The sequence below is a fragment of the Nesterenkonia suensis genome (genome assembly GCF_054782935.1).
Window position 1 is genome coordinate 1,326,706 of record NZ_BAAGRN010000001.1, and the last position, 21,198, is coordinate 1,347,903.

General features: G+C 68.4%; 20 protein-coding genes and 1 tRNA gene. 8 read left to right on the forward strand and 13 right to left on the reverse strand.

Annotated features, from left to right (window positions below; translation table 11 throughout):
* Positions 1 to 17: 17 nt before the first annotated feature.
* On the reverse strand, positions 18 to 1,028 hold the full coding sequence (locus tag ACYVKI_RS05790) for a Rossmann-fold NAD(P)-binding domain-containing protein (RefSeq protein ID WP_460689348.1): 1,011 nt from the start codon (positions 1,026 to 1,028) through the stop codon (positions 18 to 20).
* 292 nt (positions 1,029 to 1,320) lie between these two features.
* On the opposite strand from ACYVKI_RS05790, the gene ACYVKI_RS05795 reads away from it, so the two are divergent.
* Positions 1,321 to 2,331 (forward strand): LLM class flavin-dependent oxidoreductase, encoded by a 1,011-nt coding sequence (locus tag ACYVKI_RS05795; protein WP_460689349.1) that lies wholly within the window; start codon positions 1,321 to 1,323, stop codon positions 2,329 to 2,331.
* On the opposite strand, the gene ACYVKI_RS05800 is transcribed toward ACYVKI_RS05795, so the two are convergent.
* Entirely contained in the window at positions 2,316 to 5,387 is a 3,072-nt protein-coding gene (locus tag ACYVKI_RS05800; protein ID WP_460689350.1) for a bifunctional [glutamine synthetase] adenylyltransferase/[glutamine synthetase]-adenylyl-L-tyrosine phosphorylase, read from the reverse strand. The genes ACYVKI_RS05795 and ACYVKI_RS05800 overlap by 16 nt on opposite strands.
* Positions 5,388 to 5,403: 16 nt before the next feature.
* Positions 5,404 to 6,744, reverse strand: coding sequence for a type I glutamate--ammonia ligase (gene glnA, locus ACYVKI_RS05805; RefSeq protein ID WP_460689351.1), 1,341 nt, complete (start codon positions 6,742 to 6,744; stop codon positions 5,404 to 5,406).
* A 139-nt stretch (positions 6,745 to 6,883) separates the two neighbouring features.
* On the opposite strand from glnA, the gene panB reads away from it, so the two are divergent.
* Entirely contained in the window at positions 6,884 to 7,843 is a 960-nt protein-coding gene (panB, locus tag ACYVKI_RS05810; RefSeq protein ID WP_460689352.1) for a 3-methyl-2-oxobutanoate hydroxymethyltransferase, read from the forward strand.
* A 40-nt stretch (positions 7,844 to 7,883) separates the two neighbouring features.
* Here the strand turns inward: panB and ACYVKI_RS05815 are convergent, their stop codons facing one another.
* Both ACYVKI_RS05815 and ACYVKI_RS05820 read right to left on the reverse strand, forming a co-directional pair.
* Positions 7,884 to 8,048 carry an SPOR domain-containing protein gene (locus ACYVKI_RS05815; protein ID WP_460689353.1) on the reverse strand — a complete coding sequence of 55 codons (165 nt, stop codon included), beginning with the start codon at positions 8,046 to 8,048 and terminating at the stop codon, positions 7,884 to 7,886.
* 18 nt (positions 8,049 to 8,066) lie between these two features.
* Complete coding sequence (locus ACYVKI_RS05820) at positions 8,067 to 8,840, reverse strand: DeoR/GlpR family DNA-binding transcription regulator (protein ID WP_460689354.1); 774 nt, start codon at positions 8,838 to 8,840, stop codon at positions 8,067 to 8,069.
* Positions 8,841 to 8,870: 30 nt separating this feature from the next.
* Here ACYVKI_RS05820 and ACYVKI_RS05825 point away from each other — a divergent pair, with 30 nt between their 5' ends.
* The 4 genes from ACYVKI_RS05825 (at position 8,871) to ACYVKI_RS05840 (ending at position 12,350) form a co-directional block, all read left to right on the forward strand.
* A complete protein-coding gene (locus ACYVKI_RS05825) occupies positions 8,871 to 10,073 on the forward strand; it encodes an MFS transporter (protein ID WP_460689355.1) in 1,203 nt (400 codons plus the stop codon).
* Positions 10,074 to 10,197: 124 nt separating this feature from the next.
* Complete coding sequence (gene map / locus ACYVKI_RS05830; protein ID WP_460689356.1) at positions 10,198 to 11,094, forward strand: type I methionyl aminopeptidase; 897 nt, start codon at positions 10,198 to 10,200, stop codon at positions 11,092 to 11,094.
* A gap of 196 nt (positions 11,095 to 11,290) precedes the next feature.
* The gene (gene ppgK / locus ACYVKI_RS05835) at positions 11,291 to 12,199 is read left to right on the forward strand and encodes a polyphosphate--glucose phosphotransferase (RefSeq protein ID WP_460689357.1); all 909 of its coding nucleotides are present in this window, start codon (positions 11,291 to 11,293) and stop codon (positions 12,197 to 12,199) included.
* 78 nt (positions 12,200 to 12,277) lie between these two features.
* A tRNA-Val gene (locus ACYVKI_RS05840) sits at positions 12,278 to 12,350 on the forward strand.
* A gap of 124 nt (positions 12,351 to 12,474) precedes the next feature.
* Here the strand turns inward: ACYVKI_RS05840 and ACYVKI_RS05845 are convergent.
* Positions 12,475 to 12,627 (reverse strand): zinc transporter permease, encoded by a 153-nt coding sequence (locus tag ACYVKI_RS05845; RefSeq protein WP_460689358.1) that lies wholly within the window; start codon positions 12,625 to 12,627, stop codon positions 12,475 to 12,477.
* A 20-nt stretch (positions 12,628 to 12,647) separates the two neighbouring features.
* A complete protein-coding gene (locus tag ACYVKI_RS05850) occupies positions 12,648 to 12,956 on the reverse strand; it encodes an ArsR/SmtB family transcription factor (protein WP_460689359.1) in 309 nt (102 codons plus the stop codon).
* 211 nt (positions 12,957 to 13,167) lie between these two features.
* Between ACYVKI_RS05850 and ACYVKI_RS05855 the strand changes: the two genes are divergently transcribed.
* A complete protein-coding gene (locus ACYVKI_RS05855; RefSeq protein ID WP_460689360.1) occupies positions 13,168 to 13,758 on the forward strand; it encodes a DUF3995 domain-containing protein in 591 nt (196 codons plus the stop codon).
* Here the strand turns inward: ACYVKI_RS05855 and ACYVKI_RS05860 are convergent.
* From ACYVKI_RS05860 to ACYVKI_RS05870, 3 genes are all read right to left on the reverse strand, one after another.
* The gene (locus tag ACYVKI_RS05860; protein ID WP_460689361.1) at positions 13,673 to 14,833 is read right to left on the reverse strand and encodes an ABC transporter ATP-binding protein; all 1,161 of its coding nucleotides are present in this window, start codon (positions 14,831 to 14,833) and stop codon (positions 13,673 to 13,675) included. The genes ACYVKI_RS05855 and ACYVKI_RS05860 overlap by 86 nt on opposite strands.
* Positions 14,830 to 16,359: an ABC transporter permease gene (locus ACYVKI_RS05865; RefSeq protein ID WP_460689362.1), complete on the reverse strand. Its 1,530-nt coding sequence runs from the start codon at positions 16,357 to 16,359 to the stop codon at positions 14,830 to 14,832. Before ACYVKI_RS05865 ends, ACYVKI_RS05860 begins: the two co-directional genes overlap by 4 nt.
* Positions 16,360 to 16,434: 75 nt before the next feature.
* Positions 16,435 to 17,484 (reverse strand): iron ABC transporter substrate-binding protein, encoded by a 1,050-nt coding sequence (locus ACYVKI_RS05870; protein WP_460689363.1) that lies wholly within the window; start codon positions 17,482 to 17,484, stop codon positions 16,435 to 16,437.
* A gap of 419 nt (positions 17,485 to 17,903) precedes the next feature.
* Between ACYVKI_RS05870 and ACYVKI_RS05875 the strand changes: the two genes are divergently transcribed.
* Positions 17,904 to 18,335, forward strand: a complete 432-nt coding sequence (locus tag ACYVKI_RS05875; RefSeq protein WP_460689364.1) for a RidA family protein — start codon at positions 17,904 to 17,906, stop codon at positions 18,333 to 18,335.
* An 83-nt stretch (positions 18,336 to 18,418) separates the two neighbouring features.
* Here the strand turns inward: ACYVKI_RS05875 and ACYVKI_RS05880 are convergent, their stop codons facing one another.
* The 3 genes from ACYVKI_RS05880 to ACYVKI_RS05890 are packed head-to-tail and all read right to left on the reverse strand — an operon-like array spanning position 18,419 to position 20,883.
* The gene (locus ACYVKI_RS05880) at positions 18,419 to 19,894 is read right to left on the reverse strand and encodes an NCS2 family permease (RefSeq protein ID WP_460689365.1); all 1,476 of its coding nucleotides are present in this window, start codon (positions 19,892 to 19,894) and stop codon (positions 18,419 to 18,421) included.
* 21 nt (positions 19,895 to 19,915) lie between these two features.
* On the reverse strand, positions 19,916 to 20,446 hold the full coding sequence (locus ACYVKI_RS05885; protein ID WP_460689366.1) for a redoxin domain-containing protein: 531 nt from the start codon (positions 20,444 to 20,446) through the stop codon (positions 19,916 to 19,918).
* Positions 20,443 to 20,883, reverse strand: a complete 441-nt coding sequence (locus ACYVKI_RS05890) for a DUF3052 domain-containing protein (protein WP_460689367.1) — start codon at positions 20,881 to 20,883, stop codon at positions 20,443 to 20,445. The genes ACYVKI_RS05885 and ACYVKI_RS05890 overlap by 4 nt, the downstream gene beginning before the upstream one ends.
* Between the last annotated feature and the right edge of the window lie 315 nt (positions 20,884 to 21,198).

The window sequence follows — 21,198 nt, forward strand, 5'->3', positions numbered from 1 at the left end:
GAGCCTTCAGGCCCTCGTCAGGCGACCCGGTGGGGGCGCTCCAGGGCGCGGCCCTGGAAGGCCAGGATCTGCGGGTTGATGACCCGGCCGTCGCGGATCCCGATGGCCCCGCTGATGGTCTCATCCGCGTCCCAGCCCGACGGCCCTCCCATCACGTGGGGCACGAACTCCAGGAGCGCCAGGCTGTTCTCCCAGGTCGCGGAGTTCCACAGATAGGACGGGCTGTGGTCCACCCCGTAGTGGACGCCACGGTCTGCGACGGTGAATATCGGGTCGGTGAACGAGGTGGGGCGGGCCCATTCGAAGCCCATCCCCTCATCGCAGGACACGTCCACGATCAGACTCCCCGGACGGAACTGCTCGAGGTCCTGGACGGTCAGGGAGGTCAGCGGCGCGGCGGAGTCCTGCAGGGTGCTGTTGACGACGACGTCGGCCCGGGCCAGGAACTCCGCCCATGGCTGGCGACCCTCGTCCGTGATGACCTCGGAGCGATCCTCCCCGTGGTGCTCGACCTGCCGGATGCGGACCGAATGGATCGACGAACCCACCGCATCCACACCGCGATTCGTCAGCACGTGCATGTCGTGCACTCCATGGGCGCTGAGTGCCGTGACTGCGCCCCGGGCGGTCGCGCCGAAGCCGGTGACCACGGCGCTGAGAGGCCGTCCGTAGTCGCCGGTGGATCCGATCAGCTGCAGGGCGTGCAGCACCGAGCTGTACCCGGCGAGCTCGTTGTTCTTGTGGAACACATGCAGCCCCACCGCGCCGTCGGAGGTCCACCGATTCATGGTTTCGAAGGCGATCAGGGTCAGCCGTCTGTCGATGGCCAGCTGAGTCATCGTCGGATCCTGCACACGGTGCGTCCAGGACCACAGCACCTGGCCGTTGCTCATCAGGGCCACATCCTCGTGCTGAGGCTTGGGCATCAGCACGACGTCCGAAGTGGTGATCAGGTGGTCGGGGTGGAGAGGAAGGCGCCGCTCGTTCTCCTTGGACGAGGTGCCGACCACGCCCAAGGACCCGAGCATCCGCGCTTCTTCTCCGCGAGCTTCTCTCCGAACGACTTCTCAGCCGCGGCGCGCTTGTCAGCGCGCTTCTCCTTGAGGGACTTGCTGGATTTCTTGGACATGGTGTAGCGGGGCGACTTGTCGCTCATGATCTCTCATGAAGGGGAAGCCTGGACGGCTTCATGACCCCACCGTACTCCCTCTGCCTGTGATGATGCTCTCAGCGAGCCTGGGATGGCCGTGGCCGGACCGTCTGTTGCACCCACAGACAGCTGAACCGTATCAGCCCGCCACGACCCTGCGAGGAGCCCCAGTGCCCACATCTGTGCCCCTGTCCCTGGTGGATCTGGCGACTGTCCGGAGCCGGGAGTCCATCGCGGAGGGCATCGCCCGCAGCCGCCGTCTGGCCGGCACCGCCGACGGCCTCGGGTACACCCGGCTTTGGTTCGCCGAGCACCACAACATGCCGCATATCGCCTCCTCAGCGACGGCGCTGATGATCCAGCACATCGCCGCCGCCACAGAGAACCTCCGGGTCGGCTCCGGGGGCATCATGCTCCCCAACCACACCCCGTTGGTCATCGCGGAGCAGTTCGGGATGCTCGAGACGCTCTTCCCCGGCAGGATCGACCTCGGCCTGGGACGGGCTCCCGGCGCCGACGGCGCCACCATGCAAGCACTGCGTCGCGACGGCACGGAGGCGGATCGCTTCGAGTCTGACCTCATGGAGCTCGCCGGATACCTGACCGGGCGCTCCCGGATCCCCGGAGTCCGGGCGTATCCCGGCCACGGCACCCAGGTGCCGATGTACATCCTCGGCTCCTCGCTGTTCGGGGCCCAGCTCGCGGCGACGCTCGGGCTACCCTACGCCTTCGCCTCCCACTTCGCGCCGCAGATGCTCACCCAGGCCGCCGACATCTATCGTTCCACCTTCGAGGCGACGAACTCGCTGCGGGGGCCCGGATCACAGCCCCACTTCATCGCGGCTGTCAACGTGATCGCCCACGACGACGCCGAGGTCGCCCATCGCCAGCGGCGGGCCGCCGAAGACACCTGGATCCGGAACATGCTGGGCCGGAACCGCACGCTCACCGACGAGGACGTCCTGCGGCTGCGCGACCATCCGGCCGGACGGCAGGTCCTGGAGATGCTCACCCGCACGACTGCGGGCACCGCGAGTGAGGTCATCAGCTGGCTGGACGCCGTCGCCGCAGAGGTCGCCGCCGATGAGCTGATGCTGGTCAACCTGGCGCGGGACGAAGCCGTGCAACATCGCACCCTGGAGCTGCTCGCCCCGGGGGCAGAAGCTCATGCCTCGTCGTAGAAGAGCCGCTCGTAGACCTGTCGGCAGCGGCGTGTCGTCCGCAGGTAGTGCTCCTCGAAGGCTGCGGCGGAGCCTGCCTCGAATCCGCACCAGCGGGCCACCGCTTCCAGGTCACGTCGGGAGGAGGGCAGCACGTCCGAGGTCCGGCCGCTCCAGACCTTGCTGGCGGCCCGCACCCGCGTGCACAGCTTCCACGCCTCGGCCAGTACGGCCGCGTCCTCACCGGCCAGCAGCTCATGCTGAACCAGCACCTCCAGCGTGTCCAACGTGTTGGTCACATGCAGCGACGGCACGTCGTGGGCATGCTGGAGCTGCTTCAGCTGCGCCAGCCATTCGACATCGGAGAGCCCTCCCCGGCCCAGCTTCACATGGCGTGAGGGGTCCGCCCCGCGGGGCAGACGCTCGGACTCCACCCGCGCCTTGATGCGCCGGATCTCGCGCACCTCGCTCTCGCTCGGGGCAGCGCCATAGCGCACCTCGTCGACCAAGGCCATGAAGTCGGCGGCCAAGGTGTCACAGCCCGCGACCGGCCGGGCCCGCAGCAGAGCCTGACGCTCCCAGACGTCCATCCACCGCCGATAGTATTCGCGAAAGGAGTCCAGGGTCCGGGAGATCGGACCGGTCTTGCCTTCGGGCCGCAGGTCCGCGTCGAGCTTCAGCGGATCCTCCCCGCGCACCGGTGGCTTCACCGACTGGGAGAGCAGAGCGGTCAGGCGGGCGGCCAGGCGGCCGGCCTGTTCGTCGGCGACCGCCGGATCCGCACCCTGGACTGGGCGGTGGACGAACATCGCGTCCATGTCGGATCCGTAGGAGATCTCTCGGCCTCCCTGGCGCCCCATCGCGACCACCAGGAACTTCACCTGCTCGCCCTCTTCGGCGAAGACCTCCCGCTCGGCGATGTGCAACGCGCCCAATGTCGTGGCCCGGTCGACGTCGGCCAAGGCGTGCCCGATCTCCTCGAGCTCGAGCAGCCCGGCAGAGTCCGCGATCGCGATGCGGAGCACCTCACGCTGGCGGACCAGTCGGGTCAGCCGGGCTGCCGTGGAGGAGTCGCCCCCGTGACGAGCCAGCTGATGATGGATCTCCGTCCAGAGCGACTCGAAGCTCAGCGGCTGCAACGCGGAGTCGTCACCCAGCCAGCGGCTCGACTCCGGGGAATGCTCCAACAGGTCAGAGATGAAGCGTGAGCTGGTGAGGATGTGACACAGCCGTTCGGCCGCCACGGAGGAGTCACGCAGCATGCTCAGGTACCAGGGGCTGCTGCCCAGCGACTCACTGAGCCGGCGGAAGGCCAGCAGGCCGGCGTCCGGGTCGACGCCTTCGGCGAACCACCCGAGCATCATCGGCAGGATCCGCCGCTGCAGGGTGGCTCGGCGAGTCACTCCCGAGGTCAGCGTCTCGATGTGCCGCATCGCACCGGAGGTGTCGGAATAGCCCAGCGCGGCCAGACGGTCCTGGGCGGCCTGCGACGAAAGCCGGACCTCCTCGTCGGAGAGCACCGCAGTGGTGGAGAGCAGCGGCCTGTAGAAGATCGTCTCGTGGAACGAGGAGACCTCCCGGACCACGCTGCGCCACGCCTTCAGGAGATCCTCGGCCGTGTCCCGCCGAGCAGTCTGCGGCGGGCGGACGGCATGGGCCAGTGCGCGCAGCTCGTGATCCTGGGACGGCATCAGATGCGTCCGCCGCATGTTCTTCATCTGGATCCGGTGCTCATAGAGGCGCAGCTGTCGGTAGCACCGGGTCATCGCCTCCTGGTCCCGGGAGCTCATGTACGCGCCTTCGGCGAGGGCCCGGATGGCGGTGAGGGTGTCTCGGACATGGAGGGTCTCGTCGACCCGGCCGTGGACCAGCTGGAGCAGCTGGACGGTGAACTCGATGTCACGCAGCCCGCCGCGGCCGAGCTTGATCTCCCGATCCACGTGGTCAGCGGGGATGTGTTCGAAGACCCGACGGCGCATCCTCTGGACGTTCTCGACGAACTCCTCCTGCTGCGAGGAGCTCCACACCAGCGGCCACAGCTTCGAGACATAGGCCTCGCCCAACGCTGCACTCCCGGCGATCGGTCGGGCCTTCAGCAGGGCCTGGAACTCCCAGCCGTGGGCCCAGCGACGGTAATACTCGACATGAGACTCCAGTGTCCGGCTCAGCGGACCGTCCTTGCCCTCTGGCCGCAGGTTCGCGTCCACCTCCCAGAGGCCGGGCTCCGGAGCTGACGAGTTGATGACCTTCGAGATTCCGCCCGCGAGGCCTCCGGCGATGGTCCGTGCGTCGACGTCGTCGAGGTCCTCTGGAGCACGGTGGACGAAGACGACGTCGACGTCCGAGATGTAGTTGAGCTCACGGGCCCCGCATTTGCCCATGCCGATGACGGCCAGCTCCACCCGATGGGCGTCGTCGCCATGCCGCTCGACGACTTCGGCCCGCGTCACGGCCAGGGCGGCATCGACGGTCCCGGCGGCGAGGTCCGCCAGCTGCTGCGAGACCAGCGGCTGATAGGCCGACGGGTCAGTGGCGCAGAGGTCCCGCAGGGCGATGCCCACCAGCGCCCGGCGGTAGGCGATGCGCAGCGCCGCTGCCGCCTGACGAGCGGTGAACTCTTCGTCCAGCTGCGCCACCGGCGTCGCCGCCGGTGGGTCAGCCCGCACAGACTCCATCAGCGCGGTGCGGAAAGTCTCGGCATCGACCACTGGCGGGAGCGCGTCGGGAGCCGCTGTCTCCATCATGTCGGCATGCTCGACGAGCACCTGGACGGCCTCAGGCCGACGGACGAGGAACTCACCGAGGTCACGCGAGGCACCGAGCAGCCGGATCAGCGGCACCGCGTGCCGGTGGAGGCCCTGATCCGTCTCGGCGAAGAGACTGCCGACCTCGGGTGACTGCTCCAACAGCCTGATGAGCAGCAGCAGCGCCTGGTCCGGATCCGGGGCACGACGCATCGTGTGCAGCAACGCCCGGCGATCCAGTCCGCTGAGCTGCTCATCGGCCAGGAAGCTCGCCGCGCGGTCGAGCTCGTCGAAGCCCGCGGCGATCAGATCACGTGTCGACGTTTCGCTCATACTGGCCTGACCGACCTCAGATCATGCCGAGATAGCGATTGATCTCGAAGGGCGAGACGTTGATCCGATATTCGTCCCACTCCTGCTGCTTGTTCCGCAGAAAGTTCTCGAAGACCTGCTCTCCGAGGATCTCGGCCACCAGCTCGGAGTCCTCCATCTGCCGGATGGCGTCATGCAGGGTTCCCGGAAGGGGCTTGATCCCCAGGGCCTTGCGCTCGGGAGTGGTGAGCGACCAGACGTCCTCGGTGATGGCCTCGGCCAGCTGATACTCCTCCTTGATGCCCTTCAGGCCGGCACCCAGCACGACCGCGTAGGCCAGGTAGGGATTGGCCGAGGAGTCGATGCCGCGGAACTCGACACGGGCCGATCCGCCCTTGGTCGGTTTGTACAGCGGCACGCGCATCAGGGCGGAACGGTTGTTGTGACCCCAGGAGACATGGGACGGTGCCTCTCCCCCGCCCCACAGGCGCTTGTACGAATTCACGAACTGATTGGTGATCGCGGTGAACTCGGGAGCGTGGGTCAGCACTCCGGCGATGAACTGCCGAGCGATGGTCGAGAGGTTGAACTCGGCGTTGGGGGCGAAGAAAGCGTTGGAGTCGCCTTCGAAGAGACCGAAATGGGTGTGCATGCCCGACCCCGGATGCTCGGTGAAGGGCTTGGGCATGAAGGTCGCGTACTTGCCCTGCATCACGGCGACCTCTTTGATCACCGTGCGGAAGGTCATGATGTTGTCGGCGGTGGTCAGTGCGTCCGCGTACCGGAGGTCGATCTCGTTCTGCCCCGGTCCTGCCTCATGGTGGCTGAACTCCACCGAGATCCCCACCGCCTCGAGCATGGAGACCACGTGACGCCGGAAGTCCTGCGAGACGCTGCCGGTGACGTGATCGAAGTACCCGGCGCGGTCGACCGGGATCGGGCAGCCGTCGGAGTCGAGCTCCTCAGAGTCCAGCAGGTAGAACTCGATCTCCGGATGCGTGTAGCAGGTGAAGCCCATCTCCCCCGCGGCGTCGAGCTGACGCCGGAGCACAGACCGCGGGTCCGCGGAGGCGGGCTCCTGGTCCGGGGTGAGGATGTCGCAGAACATCCTGGAGGTGGGCTCCTGCTCGCCCCGCCACGGCAGGATCTGGAAGCTGGAGGGATCCGGCTTCAGCAGCATGTCAGACTCGAAGACCCGGGAGAGACCCTCGATGGAGGAGCCGTCGAATCCGAGCCCTTCGCTGAACACGCCTTCGACCTCCGCCGGCGCCAGCGCCACGGACTTGAGCGCGCCCACGACATCGGTGAACCAGAGACGTACGAATCGCACGTCCCGTTCTTCGATGGTGCGCAGTACGAATTCCTGCTGTCGATCCATGCTCGCTGCAGCCTCTCTGACATGCGTGGTTGTCTCGCCGCTTCCACTCTACCCAACAGCCCTGCCTCGTCGGAGGCGCCGCCGTCCGAGAACCTGTCCGCAAGCCGTGCCGCTGCCCGCGAGGCGCTAGCCTGGTGCCATGCCAGCTGAGAACCGCGCCCGCGAGACCCCTGACACCACACCCGCTATCGCACCCGCGGAGAGCCCCGTCCCCTACGGCGGCACCGGTGGCACTGGTGGCACCGGTAGCACCGGCGACGCCGCGGCTCCGACCTCCGCTCGCTCCGCCGCGGCGCCGGCGTCGCCGGCCCGCATCCGCACCGTGCACCTGCGGCGTTTCAAGGAGGAGGGCCGCCGGTTCGCGATGCTGACGGCCTACGACGCGCAGATAGCCGAGATCTTCGACGAGGCCGGCATCGAGGTGCTGCTGGTCGGGGACTCCGCCGCCAACGTGATGATGGGCCGCAGCACCACTCTGCCGATCACCGTCGACGAGATGCTCGTCTTCTCTCGCTCCGTGGCCAACGGCGCCCGCCGGGCCCTGGTGGTCGCCGACGTACCCTTCGGCAGCTATGAATCATCCCCGCAGCAGGCGGTGCAGACCGGTGTCCGCTTCATGAAGGAGGCCGAGGTCCACGCGGTGAAAGTGGAGGGCGACGCGGCGATGGCCGGCCATGTCCAGGCCATGGTCGCCGCCGGGATCCCCGTGATGGCACATGTGGGGTTCACCCCCCAGTCCGAGCACGCTCTGGGCGGCTACCGCGTCCAAGGCCGCGGCGATGCCGCCGCCCGGGTGCTTGCTGACGCCCGGGCCATGCAGGACGCGGGCGCCTTCTGCGTGCTGATGGAGATGGTCCCGGCCGACGTCGCCGCCGAGGTCGAGGCCACGCTCGAGGTTCCGACCATCGGGATCGGAGCCGGCCCGAAGACCACGGGACAGGTCCTGGTGTGGCAGGACATGCTGGGACTGACCCGCGGACGCCGGCCACGCTTCGTCAAGCAGTACGCGGATCTCCGCGGCACGATCGGCGCAGCGGCCGCCGCCTACGCCGAGGATGTGCGCGGCGGGTCGTTCCCCGCCGAGGAGCACGGGTTCTGAGCGGCGCCGCCGCCTTCAGACCCGTCAGACCTGAAACCCCTCAGTCCTGGGTCTCCTCCCACCGCTCATTATTGGCCTGGACCTTCTCCATGGCGCGGGCCGCCTCGTCGTAGGTGTCATAGGGCCCCAGCAGGTGCTTCCAGCTGGACTGCGCCCCCTGTTCGACCTCGCCGGTGCGGACGTTGTACCAGTACTCCGTACCCATGGCATCAGCCTACGCCGGTCATCCGGTGGTGACGACGTCCACCCCAGACTCCTCGAGCCAGAGTCGTCGGTCGAAGCGCAGCTCACCGGTGACCAGAGTCGAGATGTCTTCAGTGGCGCAGACCGCGAAGGTCGCCGAGACTCCCAGCTTGTCCGCGCCTGCGGCGGCGACGGTCTCCCGGGACGAGCCCCGGATCGCTCGCTTGACATCAGCGTCCTGGGCGGTGGAGGCGGTCATCCCGGAGTCCTCGTCCCAGCCACAGACCCCGAGCACGCCGACGTCGGCGCGGAACGCCTCGATGTCCCGCACGGCCCGATGCCCACTCCAGGACAGCTCTCCCGGGTTCAGCTCGCCGCCCGGAGTGAGGACCCGGGTGCCTCGTGCTTCCGGCCCGGGCTCCCGGGCCAGGACGGCCGCGATGTGCAATGAGAGCGCCAGCACCGTGATGTCCCGGCCGGCCAGCGCCTCGGCGACAGCCATGCAGGTGGTCCCGTCGTCGATGATCACGCTGGAGCCGTCGGGTATCAGGGCGGCCGCCGCCCGACCGATCGCCCGCTTCTCCTCCACCCGAGTGTCCCGCCGGACGTCATAGGGAAGGTGCGCCCCCCGTGCGGGCAGACCGACCGCTCCTCCGTGGGTGCGGCGCAGCAGGCCACGCTGCTCCAGTTCACTGAGGTCACGGCGTATCGTCATCGTCGAGGCCCCGGTCGCGCGCACCAGATCGGCGGCACGCACCTGCTCACCGCCACGGACCGCCGAGATGATCGTTCTGTGTCTGTTCGCACGTTGCATGTGTGCGATTCCAGCGGAAGACTGCTCGCCATGCAAACGCCCAGCACACCGCATGGAGGACGCCGCCGGGCCGTCCCCGCCTCGTTGCGCCGAAGCCGCCTGGCCACCATGGCCGCCTTCGCCACCAACGGGGCGCTGCCGGCGTCGCTGCTGGCCCGCTATGCCGAAGTCAAGGAGCTCCTCGGTCTCAGTCCAGCCCTCTTCGGACTGCTGGTGGTCGGCTTCGGACTGGGCGGCACGCTGGCGCTGCACCTGCCTGGCGTCCTCTCCCGCACGGTCGGAGTGGCCCGCGCGGCGGGATTCGGGACCGCATGGATCGGCATGTCTCTGGTGCTGGCCACCGCCGGCGTCGCCCTGGGCAACCCCTGGCTGGTGCTGGCCGGCCTGCTCCTGGCAGGCTGCGGCGACGCCGTCGTCGACGTCGCGCAGAACTCCCAGGGCCTGCGCGTCCAGGAGGCCTACGGCCGCTCCCTGTTGAACTCGATGCACGCCGGATGGAGCATCGGTGCGGCGATCGGCGGCGGGGTGGGCACTCTGGCGGCAGTGGCGGGCATCCCGCTGCTGACGCATATGGCAGTCTGGGCGGGACTCTGCGTGGTGACCATGGGCCTGTCCTCCCGGGCATTCCTCCCGGAGCCGGATCGCTCCCTGGGCACCTCACAGAGCACCACGCGACCCACCGGATGGTCCACGGCGAAGATCCTCATCCCCCTGGCCCTGGTGGCCCTGGCCGGGATCTCCGTGGAGGACGTCGGCAACAACTGGTCTGCAGTCCTGCTGGCCACGGAGCGGGACATGGCGGCCGCCTCGGCCGGAGTCGGGCTGACCGTGCTGCTGACCGCCCAGTTCATCGGCAGGATGCTCGGCGATCGCCTCATCGACCGGCTCGGCGATCGGCGTTCGCTGCTGCTGAGTCTCACCGCAGTCATTCTCGGGCTGCTCGCCGCGGCCTGGGCCCCGAACGTCGCCGTGACCCTGACCGGGCTGGCACTGGCCGGACTGGGCTGCGCCGTCACGGTGCCCATCGCCTTCGCTCGGGCCGACGCGGTCCCCGGACTCCCGCCGCACAGCGGAGTGACCTGGATCAGCTGGACGATGCGGACCGTCACCCTGAGCCTCTCCCCGGCGATCGGCGCGATGACCCAGGGAAGTTCGCTCCCGGTCGCGCTGACGGTGGTGACCCTGATCGCCGTGGCGGCACTGCTCCTGCAGCTGCGCAGCCAGCCTCGCTGACGACCTCGCTGACGACCTCGCTGACGACCTCGCTCACGACCCCGCACTCTGTCATCCTGGACAGGCCCCCGGGCCCGGTCCGCCTCGTGCCGGCGGCCCCCGCACGAACGATAGGATGGCCGGCATGGCTTCCGTCCCTTCTTCGACAGCCCCCGTCGGCACCCTGACCAAGGGAGTCGTGAGCCCACGACGCCCGGTCCCGGACCACATCGCGAAGCCGGACTACGTCGGCCTCGATGCACCCCCGCCCTACACGGGCGAGGACGTCTATGACGTCGAGACGGTCGAACGCATCCGCCGGGCAGGTCGCCTGGCGGCCGATGCGATGGTCGCCACCGGGCGGCTGATCCGCCCCGGAGTGACCACCGATGAGCTCGACGCCTTCGCCCACGACTATCTCGTCTCCCGCGGCGCCTACCCGTCCTGCCTGTCCTATCGGGGTTTCCCCAAGGCGATCTGCACCTCCATCAACGAGGTCATCTGCCACGGCATCCCGGACTCCACTGCGCTGCAGGACGGAGACATCGTCAACCTCGACATCACCGCCTATCTCGACGGCGTCCACGGCGATCACAACCGCACTTTCCTGGTCGGGGAGGTCGACGAGGAATCTCGGCTGCTGGTGGAACGTACCCAGGAGGCGATGATGCGCGGGATCCGGGCGGTGAAGCCGGGGCGCCCGATCAACGTGATCGGACGCTCCATCGAGTCCTATGCGAAGCGGTTCGGCTACGGCGTGGTGCGTGAGTTCATCGGCCACGGAGTCGGCAAGGCCTTCCACACCGGGCTGGTCATCCCCCACTACGACACCGCCCCCGAGCACTCGCGACCCATGGAGCCGGGCATGGTGTTCACCATCGAGCCGATGCTGACCCTGGGGACCCGCCACTGGGACATGTGGGCCGATGACTGGACCGCCGTCACCCGAGATCGGCGACGCACGGCCCAGTTCGAGCACACGCTGGTCGTGACCGACGACGGCGCCGACATCCTGACCCTGCCCTCGGAGCAGGGCGGCTGAACCCGTCGCACATCGTGACATACGTGACCTGCATCGCGTCGACCGGTTATCCTGGTCTCTGGCCGGCGCGCAGGAGCGTCCGGTCATTGACACCCGGTGCGACGACGCACTTCCAGTCCCTGTGGCCCGCGAGCGGAGCCGAAGGCGCGTCGTGGACCGTCGACTGCGCTCTTCTCGCCTCACCCCTTGGAGAGCAATGACCCACTCTGAGCAGTCCCAGCCGCTGGCCGCCCAGGCGGTGGCCCCGGCCAGCGCAGCCCTCGAGACCCTGCCCAAGCGTGCCATCGGCATCGATGTGGGCGGCACCGGCATCAAGGGCGGCATCGTGAACCTGCGCAAGGGCAAGCTCGTCGGCGATCGATTCCGCATCCCGACGCCGAAGCCCGCCACCCCGGAAGCCGTCGCGGACGTCATCCGCACCATCCTGGAGGAGCTGCTGGGCCGGGAGAAGGCGCCGTCCCGCGAGGATCTGGCCGTCGGCGTGCTGGTGCCGGGCATCGTGATCGACAACGTGGTCCTCTCCGCGGCGAACATCGACGACTCCTGGATCGAATGCGACGCCGGGGAACTGCTGCGCGCGCTCCCCGGGGACATCTACACCTTCAACGACGCCGACGGCGCCGGGCTGGCCGAAGCCCGATACGGGGCCGGCGCAGGACGGTCGGGCTCAGTGATGACCATCACGCTGGGAACCGGCATCGGCTCAGCCCTGGTGCATGACGGGGTCCTCATCCCCAACAGCGAGCTGGGACATCTCGAGTTCGAGGGGGAGGTCGCTGAGCAGAAGGCCTCAGCAGCCGCGCGCGAGCGCACAGACATGCCCTGGGACGAGTATGGGCGACTGCTGGACCGCTACCTCACCCACGTGGAGAGGCTGTTCTCCCCCGGCCAGTTCATCATCGGCGGCGGCATCTCCAAGCGCAGTGAAGACTTCCTGCCGCAGGTCACCAGTCCACGAGCCCCCGTGGTGCCGGCGCAGCTGCAGAACAACGCCGGCATCGTCGGTGCGGCGCTCTTCGCCGCGGAGCAGCGTGTCCTGGCACACCGCTCCGGCCTGACGCACCCCGAGCAGGCGGCTGCGGAGAGGATCGCCGCAGAGGCCTGACCGGTCTTGGTATAGTTCTCTCGCCGGCGAGCCCGCCCCTGTCACTGCGCCGCGACACGGGACAGGGCCGCCGCGCCCGGGCCTTTAGCTCAGCTGGTAGAGCATCGCGTTTACACCGCGAGTGTCGTCGGTTCGATCCCGGCAGGGCCCACACGCGTACTGCCGCCCTCACCGATGACCGGAGCCCGGGGCCACGCATGAGCGTGGCCCCGGGCTCCGGTCAGCCGAGGCGCAACGGGCGGCGCGTGCACTCAGCGCGCATCGCCCGCGTGGACTCAGTGCTCGTCGTAGTGGTCGCCGTGCGGGGCATGACGATGACCGTCGTGGACGTAATCCACGTGGTCGTCATGCGGCACCGCCTCATGGCCGCAGTTCTCTCCGTGCTGGTGCTCCTCGACGGTGTGCTCAGCAGTCTTGTGATCAGTCATGGCGAAGTCCTTCCCGGCCCTCAGTCGGCCACGTACGTTGCATGGGATTCTTCGACGTGCGCGATGGCATCGTCGACGATGTGCGCAACATGATCATCTGCGAGGTGATAGCTCACGGCCTTTCCCTGGCGGTCCGCGGCCACAAGTCCCGCCTGCTTCAGCGACCGCAGGTGCTGAGAGACCAGCGGCTGCGACATGCCGGTCTCCTCCACAAGCCTCCCCACCGTTCGGGGCGACTCACCGAGCAGCCGTAGGAGCTGCAGCCTCGACTCATTGCCGAGGACTTTGAACAGCTCCGCCGCCGCCACCACACCGTGTTCGTCGCGCACAGTCCCACCTCACCATACATATAAAGAGATTGCAATGTATTTACTGAGAATCATTCCTGTGGCCTCAGGATAGATCCGCAACCTGCGGGGCACCGCATCCGGTGCAGTCACAGCTGGAAGCCGGGCCGGATTCCTTCAGCCGGTGGGCACCTGCCGGGTAGCGTGCGCCACAGATCTGCCGATCAGCACCATTCCGGTCCAGGAGGAACCGATGTCGACTCCGCGCGCCTCCGGCGAGTCCTCCGCGGCGCGGACACGCGGACGTCCGGCGGCGTCCCCTCGGACGATCCGTCGGATGTTCCTGCTCGCCGCGGGCCTGGGCACCCTGCATGCCCTCCCGAGCTTCTACTGGGCGCTGGGCGGCGAATGGCTGCTGCCCCTGGTCGGTCGATGGGCCTTCGACGCCATGGGTGACGGAGACCTCTCGCTGATGCTGCTGCTCCTGGTGACGGGTCTGCTGAAGCTCGCCGCCGCCTGGGTGCCGCTGCTCGCCGAGGAGGGCCGCATCCCCTGGCGGCAGATGTGGCGGGTCATCTCCTGGGCAGGGGGCGCAGGCCTGGTCCTCTACGGCAGTGCCGACGTCGTCCTCGGCGGGCTGGTCCTGACCGGGGCCGTCGACGTCGAGATCACCGACCGCCCGGGCCTGCTGGGACACACGCTGCTCTGGGGTCCCCACTTCATGCTGTGGGGTCTGATGCTGCTGGTGGCCCTGGTGCTCAGCCGCCGTCGGCCGGATAGAAGACCCCGACACCAGCGACGGTCAGGCGCACGGAGACTCCTGCCCGGAGGGGGTCAGCGTTGAGGCGGCGCACACGCACCGGCTCCTCGAGCCCCTCAACGGCCACGACGGCTGTGGTGTCATGGCCGAAGTACTGGGAGGATAGCACCTCCCCCGGCGTGCCGTGATCGGCGAGTTCGATCTGTTCGGGTCGCAGCATCACGGTCCCCACGCCCCCTGGGGCGTGGACCGGCTCAGCGAGATTCCCCTGCCGCTGATCAGCAACCTCGCGCCCATCAGCCTCAATCACACGGATCTCTCCCAGGGCGCTGGTGGCCCGACCGGTGCTGGTGACACGAGCCGGGAGCAGCACCGACTCCCCGAGGAACTGCGCAGTACGCGTGTCCTGCGGCCTGCGGTACACAGCTTCCGGACTGCCGATCTGCGAGAGCCGCCCCAGCTGGAGCACCGCGACCTGATCCGCGAAGGACAGCGCCTCATCCTGGTCATGGGTGACCAGCACAGTGGTGGTGCCGGTGGAGGCCAGGATCTCGCGCACAGCCTGCCGGGTGGTCTCGCGGAGACCGGCATCCAATGCCGAGAACGGCTCGTCCAGGAGGATCACGTCGGGCCGTCGCGCCAGCGCCCGGGCCAGCGCGACACGCTGACGCTGGCCTCCGGAGAGCTGGTCGGGCCGCCGTCGGGCGTACTCGGGATCCAGGCTCACCAAGTCCAGCAGCTCCTCCACGCGGCGGCGGACTTCCCGGCGCCGCGTCCCGCGGGGCAGCCCGAAGGCGATGTTCCCGGCGACATCGAGGTGCGGGAACAGCGCTCCGTCCTGGGACACCAGGCCGATGCTCCGCCGGTGGGCGGCCACATCGGTGACGTCCGTGCCGCGGAGCAGCACACCCCCGGAGTCAGGCGGCAGGAAGCCGGCGATGACCCGCAGCAGGGAGGTCTTCCCCGAGCCGGAGGGGCCCACGATCGCCGTGGTCGTTCCGGCCCTGACCTCCAGATCGATGTCATGCAGAACCCGATGGCTCCCGAAACTCACCGCCGTGCCGGTGACCTGGAGACCAGCTGGCACGCCGGCCTCGGCCGAGGCGGCCACGCCGTCCACCGGGTCGGACGCTGAAGCGTCCAGGGTCATGGCGCTCATCGAACCTCCTTGAGCAATCGAGAGATCATCATCCAGGCCGGCACGGCCGCGACGAGCACCAGCAGCGCCGCGAACGGCGCGGCCGCCGCATAGGACTCATTGCCGGTATAGGTCCACAGCCGGGTGGCCAGCGTGTCGAATCCGGTGGGGCGCAGCATCAACGTGGCGGGCAGCTCCTTGACCACGGTCAGCAGCACCAGCAGCGCCCCGGAGATGATACCCGGAAGCATCAACGGCAGCGTGACGCGGGCGTAGGCGAGGAAGGGGCTGCGGCCCAGCGCCCGGGCAGCCTCCTCAAGTTCCGGCGGAGCACTCAGCGCCGAGGAGATCACCGGGCCCAAAGCCAACGGCAGCATCAGGGAGCAATAGGCCAGTGTCAGCAGCCACATCGTCTGATAGAGACCGGGCAGCACAGTGATCCCCAGCATGACCACGGACAGCCCGATGACCACCCCCGGCAGGGAATGGGCCAGATAGGCGGTGCGCTCCAACAGGCGAGCCAGCAGGCTGGGACGCCGAGCGAGCCAGAGTCCCAGCGGCACGGCGACCACCGTCGTCGCTGCGGCCGCTGCCCCGGCGGCCATCAGCGAGTTGCCCAGCGCCATGAGGACCTCGCCGATCGATCCCGGCCGCGAGACCCCCTGGGCGCTCCAGACGGCGAGGGCACTCAGCGGCACCCCGAGCCCCACCAGGACGGGGACCCAGCCGAGCAACGCCACCGGTGCGGCCCATCGCCCCACGGGGAGGAGATCCGGCCTCCCCCGGCCCGGGCCGGAGAGGCTCGCGTAGCGGGTTCCGGTACGACGGATGCGTCCCTCCACGGTGAGCACGCAGAGCGTGAGCACCAGCAGCACCGAGGACAGGGCGATCCCGCCCAGCCGGTCGAAGCCCATGGAGAAGCTGGTGAACACTGCGCGGGTGAAGGTGTCCACACGCAGGATCGACACGGCGCCGAAGTCGGCGATGACGTAGATCGCGCAGAGCAGACCGCCAGCAGTGATCGCGGGAGCGGCCTGCCGTGCGGTCACGGTGAAGAACGTATTGACAGGGCCCCGGCCCAGGGCGCGGGCCGCCTCCTCCTGCTCAGGATCGACCGCGACCAGCGCCGCGACCGCAGGAAGGTACACATAGGGATAGGTCACTGAGGTGATCACCACCGCCGCCGCCGCGAAGCCCTCGAAGGTTGTCCCCGGGCTGACCAGGGCGTTCATCGACTGCCAGCCGAATGCCGCCACATAGGAGGGGATCGCCAGCGGCAGAGCCGCAGCGACTCCCAGTGCGAGGCGTCCGCGCACTCTGATCCGGGTCACCAGCACGGCGAGCCCGACGCCGAGAACCACGCACAGGCAGGTGACGACGCCGGTCAGGGCCAGTGAGGTGATGGCCAGTCGACCGCTGCGCGGGCTGAGCACCACGTCCAGGAAGTCGGCCAGCGGATACTGCCCGGCGCGGACCACCAGGTAGATCAGCGGCAGCAGCGCCACGCCGGCGCCGACCAGTGCGGCGGCACGCAGCCACCAGGGCACACCGGCGGCCCCACCCCTGGCAGGGACGGGGCCGCGGGTGCGCCGGAGACGTCCGGCCGGGGCCAGGGTGATGGGTCAGCCCACCAGCCCGGAGTCGGTGATCATCTGCACGGTGGTCTCCAGGTCCTCCAAGGAGTTCAGGTCGATGTCCGGGACGTCCAGGTCCTCCAGCGCCGGCAGTCCCTCAGGCCCCTCCAGACCGTCGATCAACGGGTACTCCGCGGTCTCCTCGGAGAAGTAGCGCTGCCCGTCTTCGCTGAGCAGGTGCTCCACCAGAGTCTGCGAGGCCTCGTGGTCCGCGTCGAACAGGCCGACCCCGGCCACGTTCACCAAGGACCCGATGTCACCGTCGCCGAAGAGGTGGTTGGCGATGTTCAGGTCAGCCGGCTCCTGCCCGAGCTCACGGGCGCGGCCGTAGAGGTAGTAGTGGTTGACCAGCCCCATCTCCACGGCGCCGTCGGCGACGTCGGAGATGATCTCGCCGTTCTTCTCACGGATCTGCGGGTCGTTCTCAGCCAGTCCGGAGAGGAAATCCTCGGCGGCCTGCTCCCCTTCGACCTCGCGGTAGGCGGTGACGAAGGACTGGAAGGATGCGTTCGTCGGGGCCACGGCGAAACGACCTTCGTACTCCGCCTCGGCGAGCTCGGCCACCGCTGACGGGAGGTCCTCCTCATCGACGAGGTCGGTGTTGTAGACCAGCGTCCGGGCACGGCCGGAGACGCCGACCCAACGCTCACCCGAGTCGCGGAACTCCTCCGGCACCTGCCCGAGGAGCTCGTCGTCGAGCTCGTCGAAGAGTCCCTCCTGGGCCACTGCGCCGAGCGCACCGGCGTCCTGGGCGAGGAAGACGTCGGCCGGAGTGTCCTCCCCCTCCTCGAGGATCTGGGCGGCGAGTTCGGCGGTGTTGCCGTAACGGACCTCCACCTCGATCCCGGAGTCTTCGCTGAACTGGTCGATCAGCGGCTGGATCAGCTCCTCGTTGCGTCCCGAGTACAGCACCAGGCTGTCCTGGCCGGCCTCGGCCTGCTCTTCGGAACCGTTCTCCTGGCCGTCGCCGGGGTCACCGCAGGAGGTCAACGTGAGGGCGAGCAGCGCCAGGGCTGCCGGCGTCACAGTGCGAGTCATCAAGACTGAAGGTCCTTTCCAAGGGGCGTGGCAGGTGAGCGAGCCGCGGGGTGCTCCGGTGGTGCCCGAAGCCCCGAGCTGCGGCCCGGCCTGCATGACTGTCGGTGTGGTTGTCAGTGCGGTGCGTGTCGACCGCAGGAGCGGTCCTCGGTGTACGACGATGTGCCCGGCGTCCCGACGGGCACAGTCACCAAGTATACGCAACATGAGTGTGCACTAATTGACTCTGAGCCTCTCAGGTCAGGTGAGGCGCGCCTTGCCTCAACAGATATGCGCTTCAGTGGCGCATTGTTGCGCGTTAGGTCATCCGAATATGACGCAACAGGAACTGACGCCCCACCGATGATCCTGCTGGCCTCCCGAGGGGAGGCACGGATTCTTCCTGAGGGGACGCCGTCAGCTCATGGCACGATGAGGGCATGCTCTCCTCCCCCTCCAGCCGACCTTCGCCCGTCACGCTGCACCGCTCTGCGACGCTGAGCGATGTCGCTGAGTACGCCTACGCCTCCACAGTCCCCGCCGGCGCACACATGGCCTTTCTGGCGGGCTCCTGCCCTCTCGACGCCGACGGGCGGACCGTCGCGGTCGGAGACATCGCCGGCCAGGCCCGTCGCTGCGTGGACAATCTCGAGACGGTGCTTCGCGAGCTCGGCGCCGACCTGCACCACGTGGCCTCCACCCGTGTGCTGGTCGCCTCGTCCCGGCAACAGGACCTCGTCACCGCATGGGAGGTCGTCCGCGACAGGTTCGGTGAGCACGACGCGCCCTCCACGCTGGTGGGCGTAGCGGCGCTCGGCTACGACGACCAGCTGGTGGAGGTTGAGTCGACAGCCGTGCTTCCCGAGACGTGACCGACCTTCCCCTGCGTGCGCCCAGACACACGTCGGCCCCGGCCCGCGCGGACCAGGGCCGACATCGCCGGGGAGCTGAGCATTCAGCTCACACCGAGAGCCTCCTGGATGGGACCGGAGACGAAGTAGAGGATGAACAGCACCGCAGTGACGTACATCAGTGGATGCACCGCACGGGCCTTGCCGCGGAGCACCTTGATGGCCACGAAGGTGATGAAGCCGGCTCCGATGCCGTTGGTGATCGAGTAGGAGAACGGCATCATCACCACGGTCATGAAGGCCGGGATCCCGATCTCGACATCCGTCCAGTCAATCCGGGTGATCTGCTGCATCATCAGGAATCCGACGAGCACGAGCGTGGCCGAGGCCGCCTCGGTGGGGATCACTGCAGCCAACGGTGCCAGCACGATAGTCGCCAGGAACAGCGCCCCGGTGACCACGTTGGCCAGCCCTGTGCGGGCCCCGTCGCCGACTCCTACGGTGGACTCGATGAATCCGGAGTTCACCGACGTCGACCCCAGACCGCCGCCCATGGTGCCGATCGCGTCGGAGACCATGATGCGCCGGGAGTACGGGATCTCCCCGTGCTCATCCTTGATCCCTCCGGCGTTGGAGACGCCGACCATGGTCCCCAGCAGGTCGAAGAAGTTGGCCAGCAGCAGGGTGAAGATGGCCAGTGAGGCCGCGATGATCCCGATGTTCTGCCAGGAGCCCAGCAGGTTGAACTCACCGATGAGGGACAGGTCGGGCCAGGTGAACCAGTCCTGATCCAGTGTCGGCACAGAGAGTCCCCAGCCGAAGGCGTTCTCCTCACCGTCAGGGCCGACCTGCGGGCCGACCCGGAATATCGACTCCACGGTGATCGCCAGCGCCGAGGCACCGATGATGGAGTAGAGAATGGCTCCACGCACCTTCGCGGCCCACATGGCGAACAGCGCGAACAGGGCCACCAGGAAGATCAGCAGCGGCCACCCGAAGAGGAAGCCGTCCACCCCGAGCTCAAGCCCGACACCGCCGGAGTTCTGGATGAACCCGGCATTCATCATGCCGATCAGGGCGATGAACAGCCCGATGCCCACGCTGATCGCGGTCTTCAGCGGGGAGGGCACGGCGTTGAAGATCGCCGAGCGGAACCCGGTGAGCACCAGGATCAGCAGGATGAAGCCCTCGATGACCACCAGGCCCATGGCGTCAGCCCAGGTCATGCCCGGGAGCACGACGATGCCGTAGGTGATGAAGGCAGAGAGCCCCAGTGACGAGGACACGGCCATGGGGAACTTGCCGATCACGCCCATCAGGATCGTCAGTACCCCGGAGATCAGCGACGTCGCCGCCGCCACTGCGGGCAGGTTCGGCTCGGTCCCCCCACCCAGGTAGTGCCCGGTGGAGTCGGCTGCGGCACCGATGATCAACGGGTTGAGCACGATGATGTAGCTCATGGCCAAGAACGTGGCCAGGCCGCCGCGGACCTCGCGCCCGAGGGTGGAGCCCCGCTCGGAGACATGGAAATAGCGGTCCAGGACGCCCAGCCGCGCCCTCGTGGAATTCTGAACACTCACGGGGCCCCACTCTAGGCGATCTCAACTGTGGCGCAGTGCTGCCAGGGCCTCCTCCACGTCTCGCGACTCGTGGGACGGCACATTCTGGACATGCCGGACCCTGGCCTGAGCATCGAGGATGTAGCTGGTCCGGGTCGGAGCACCCCGGGCCTCGTCGAAGACCCCGCAGGCTCGGGAGATCGCTCCATGGGGCCAGAAGTCGCTGAGCAGGTCGACGGCCGGCTCAGCCGCGCCTGCGGCCAGGTGCTCGGCATACGCGCGCAGGGTATGCACAGAGTCACAGCTGATGGCGACCACCCGGGCCCCCATCTCGGCCACGTCCTGGCGGGCGGCCTGGACCGATGCCAACTCAGCACCGCAGACCCGGCTGAAGGCGAAGGGGAAGAACATCACCCAGGCCGGCGCCCCGGCCAACGCGTCAAGCCGCAGCTCCTCGCCGTGGTGGGTCCGCCCCGCCAGTGCCGGGATCCTCTCCCCCACCTGCAGACGCCCAGGTCGGGAGGTGCCGGTGCCGGCGGGGCCGGGCACCTCGGCGGTCGCTGGATCGGTCACTTGCGCGCCATCAGGCGCGCAGCGGCCCAGTCGGCGCACACGCCCGCCGAGGAGGTCACGTGGAGCCCGGCGTTCGGCGCAGCATCCTGGATCTCGACCGGGGCGACATACCCGTCGCGCCCCGACCGCGGAGTGAGAAGCCAGATAAACCCGCCCTCGTCCAGGGTGGTCAGCGAATCCACCAGTACGTCAGCAAGGTCGCCGTCCCCGTCGCGGAACCACAGCAGCACCGCATCGACGACCTCATCGTCCTCCTCATCGATCAGGGGCTCGTCGAGGAGCTCCTCCAGCGCATCCCGGAACGCATCATCGACGTCATCATCCAGACCGATCTCCTGGACCAGAGCGTCAGAGGAGAGACCGAGCTCCTCCAGGAGACCGGACCTGTCGACGACGTTCGTCGCCGCGTCGTAGGGGTGGCCGGTCTCGGCACTCATCGGGTCCTCGGCAGCGGCTGCCTGACTCACCTCGGGCGTCACTTCCTCTCGTGTCATGGGTCAGAGGCTCACGGCCTGTGCCGCGTCTCTCACAGGCCACGTTACGTGCCCAGGGCGCCAGGTGGGAAGTACGACACCACCCGTTCCGGGTAGAGTTGCCGTGACACGTGCCCGCACCCTGACGGGCGCGCCTGACCTCGTGGTGTCGCTCTGGGGACCATCCCTGTCCTTGGATCAGCGGTGCCGACCATCGACCCTTGAGAGAGGTGCCTTGTGAGCGCTGGTGAAGAGAACTCACACATTCGCAGCGGTCTG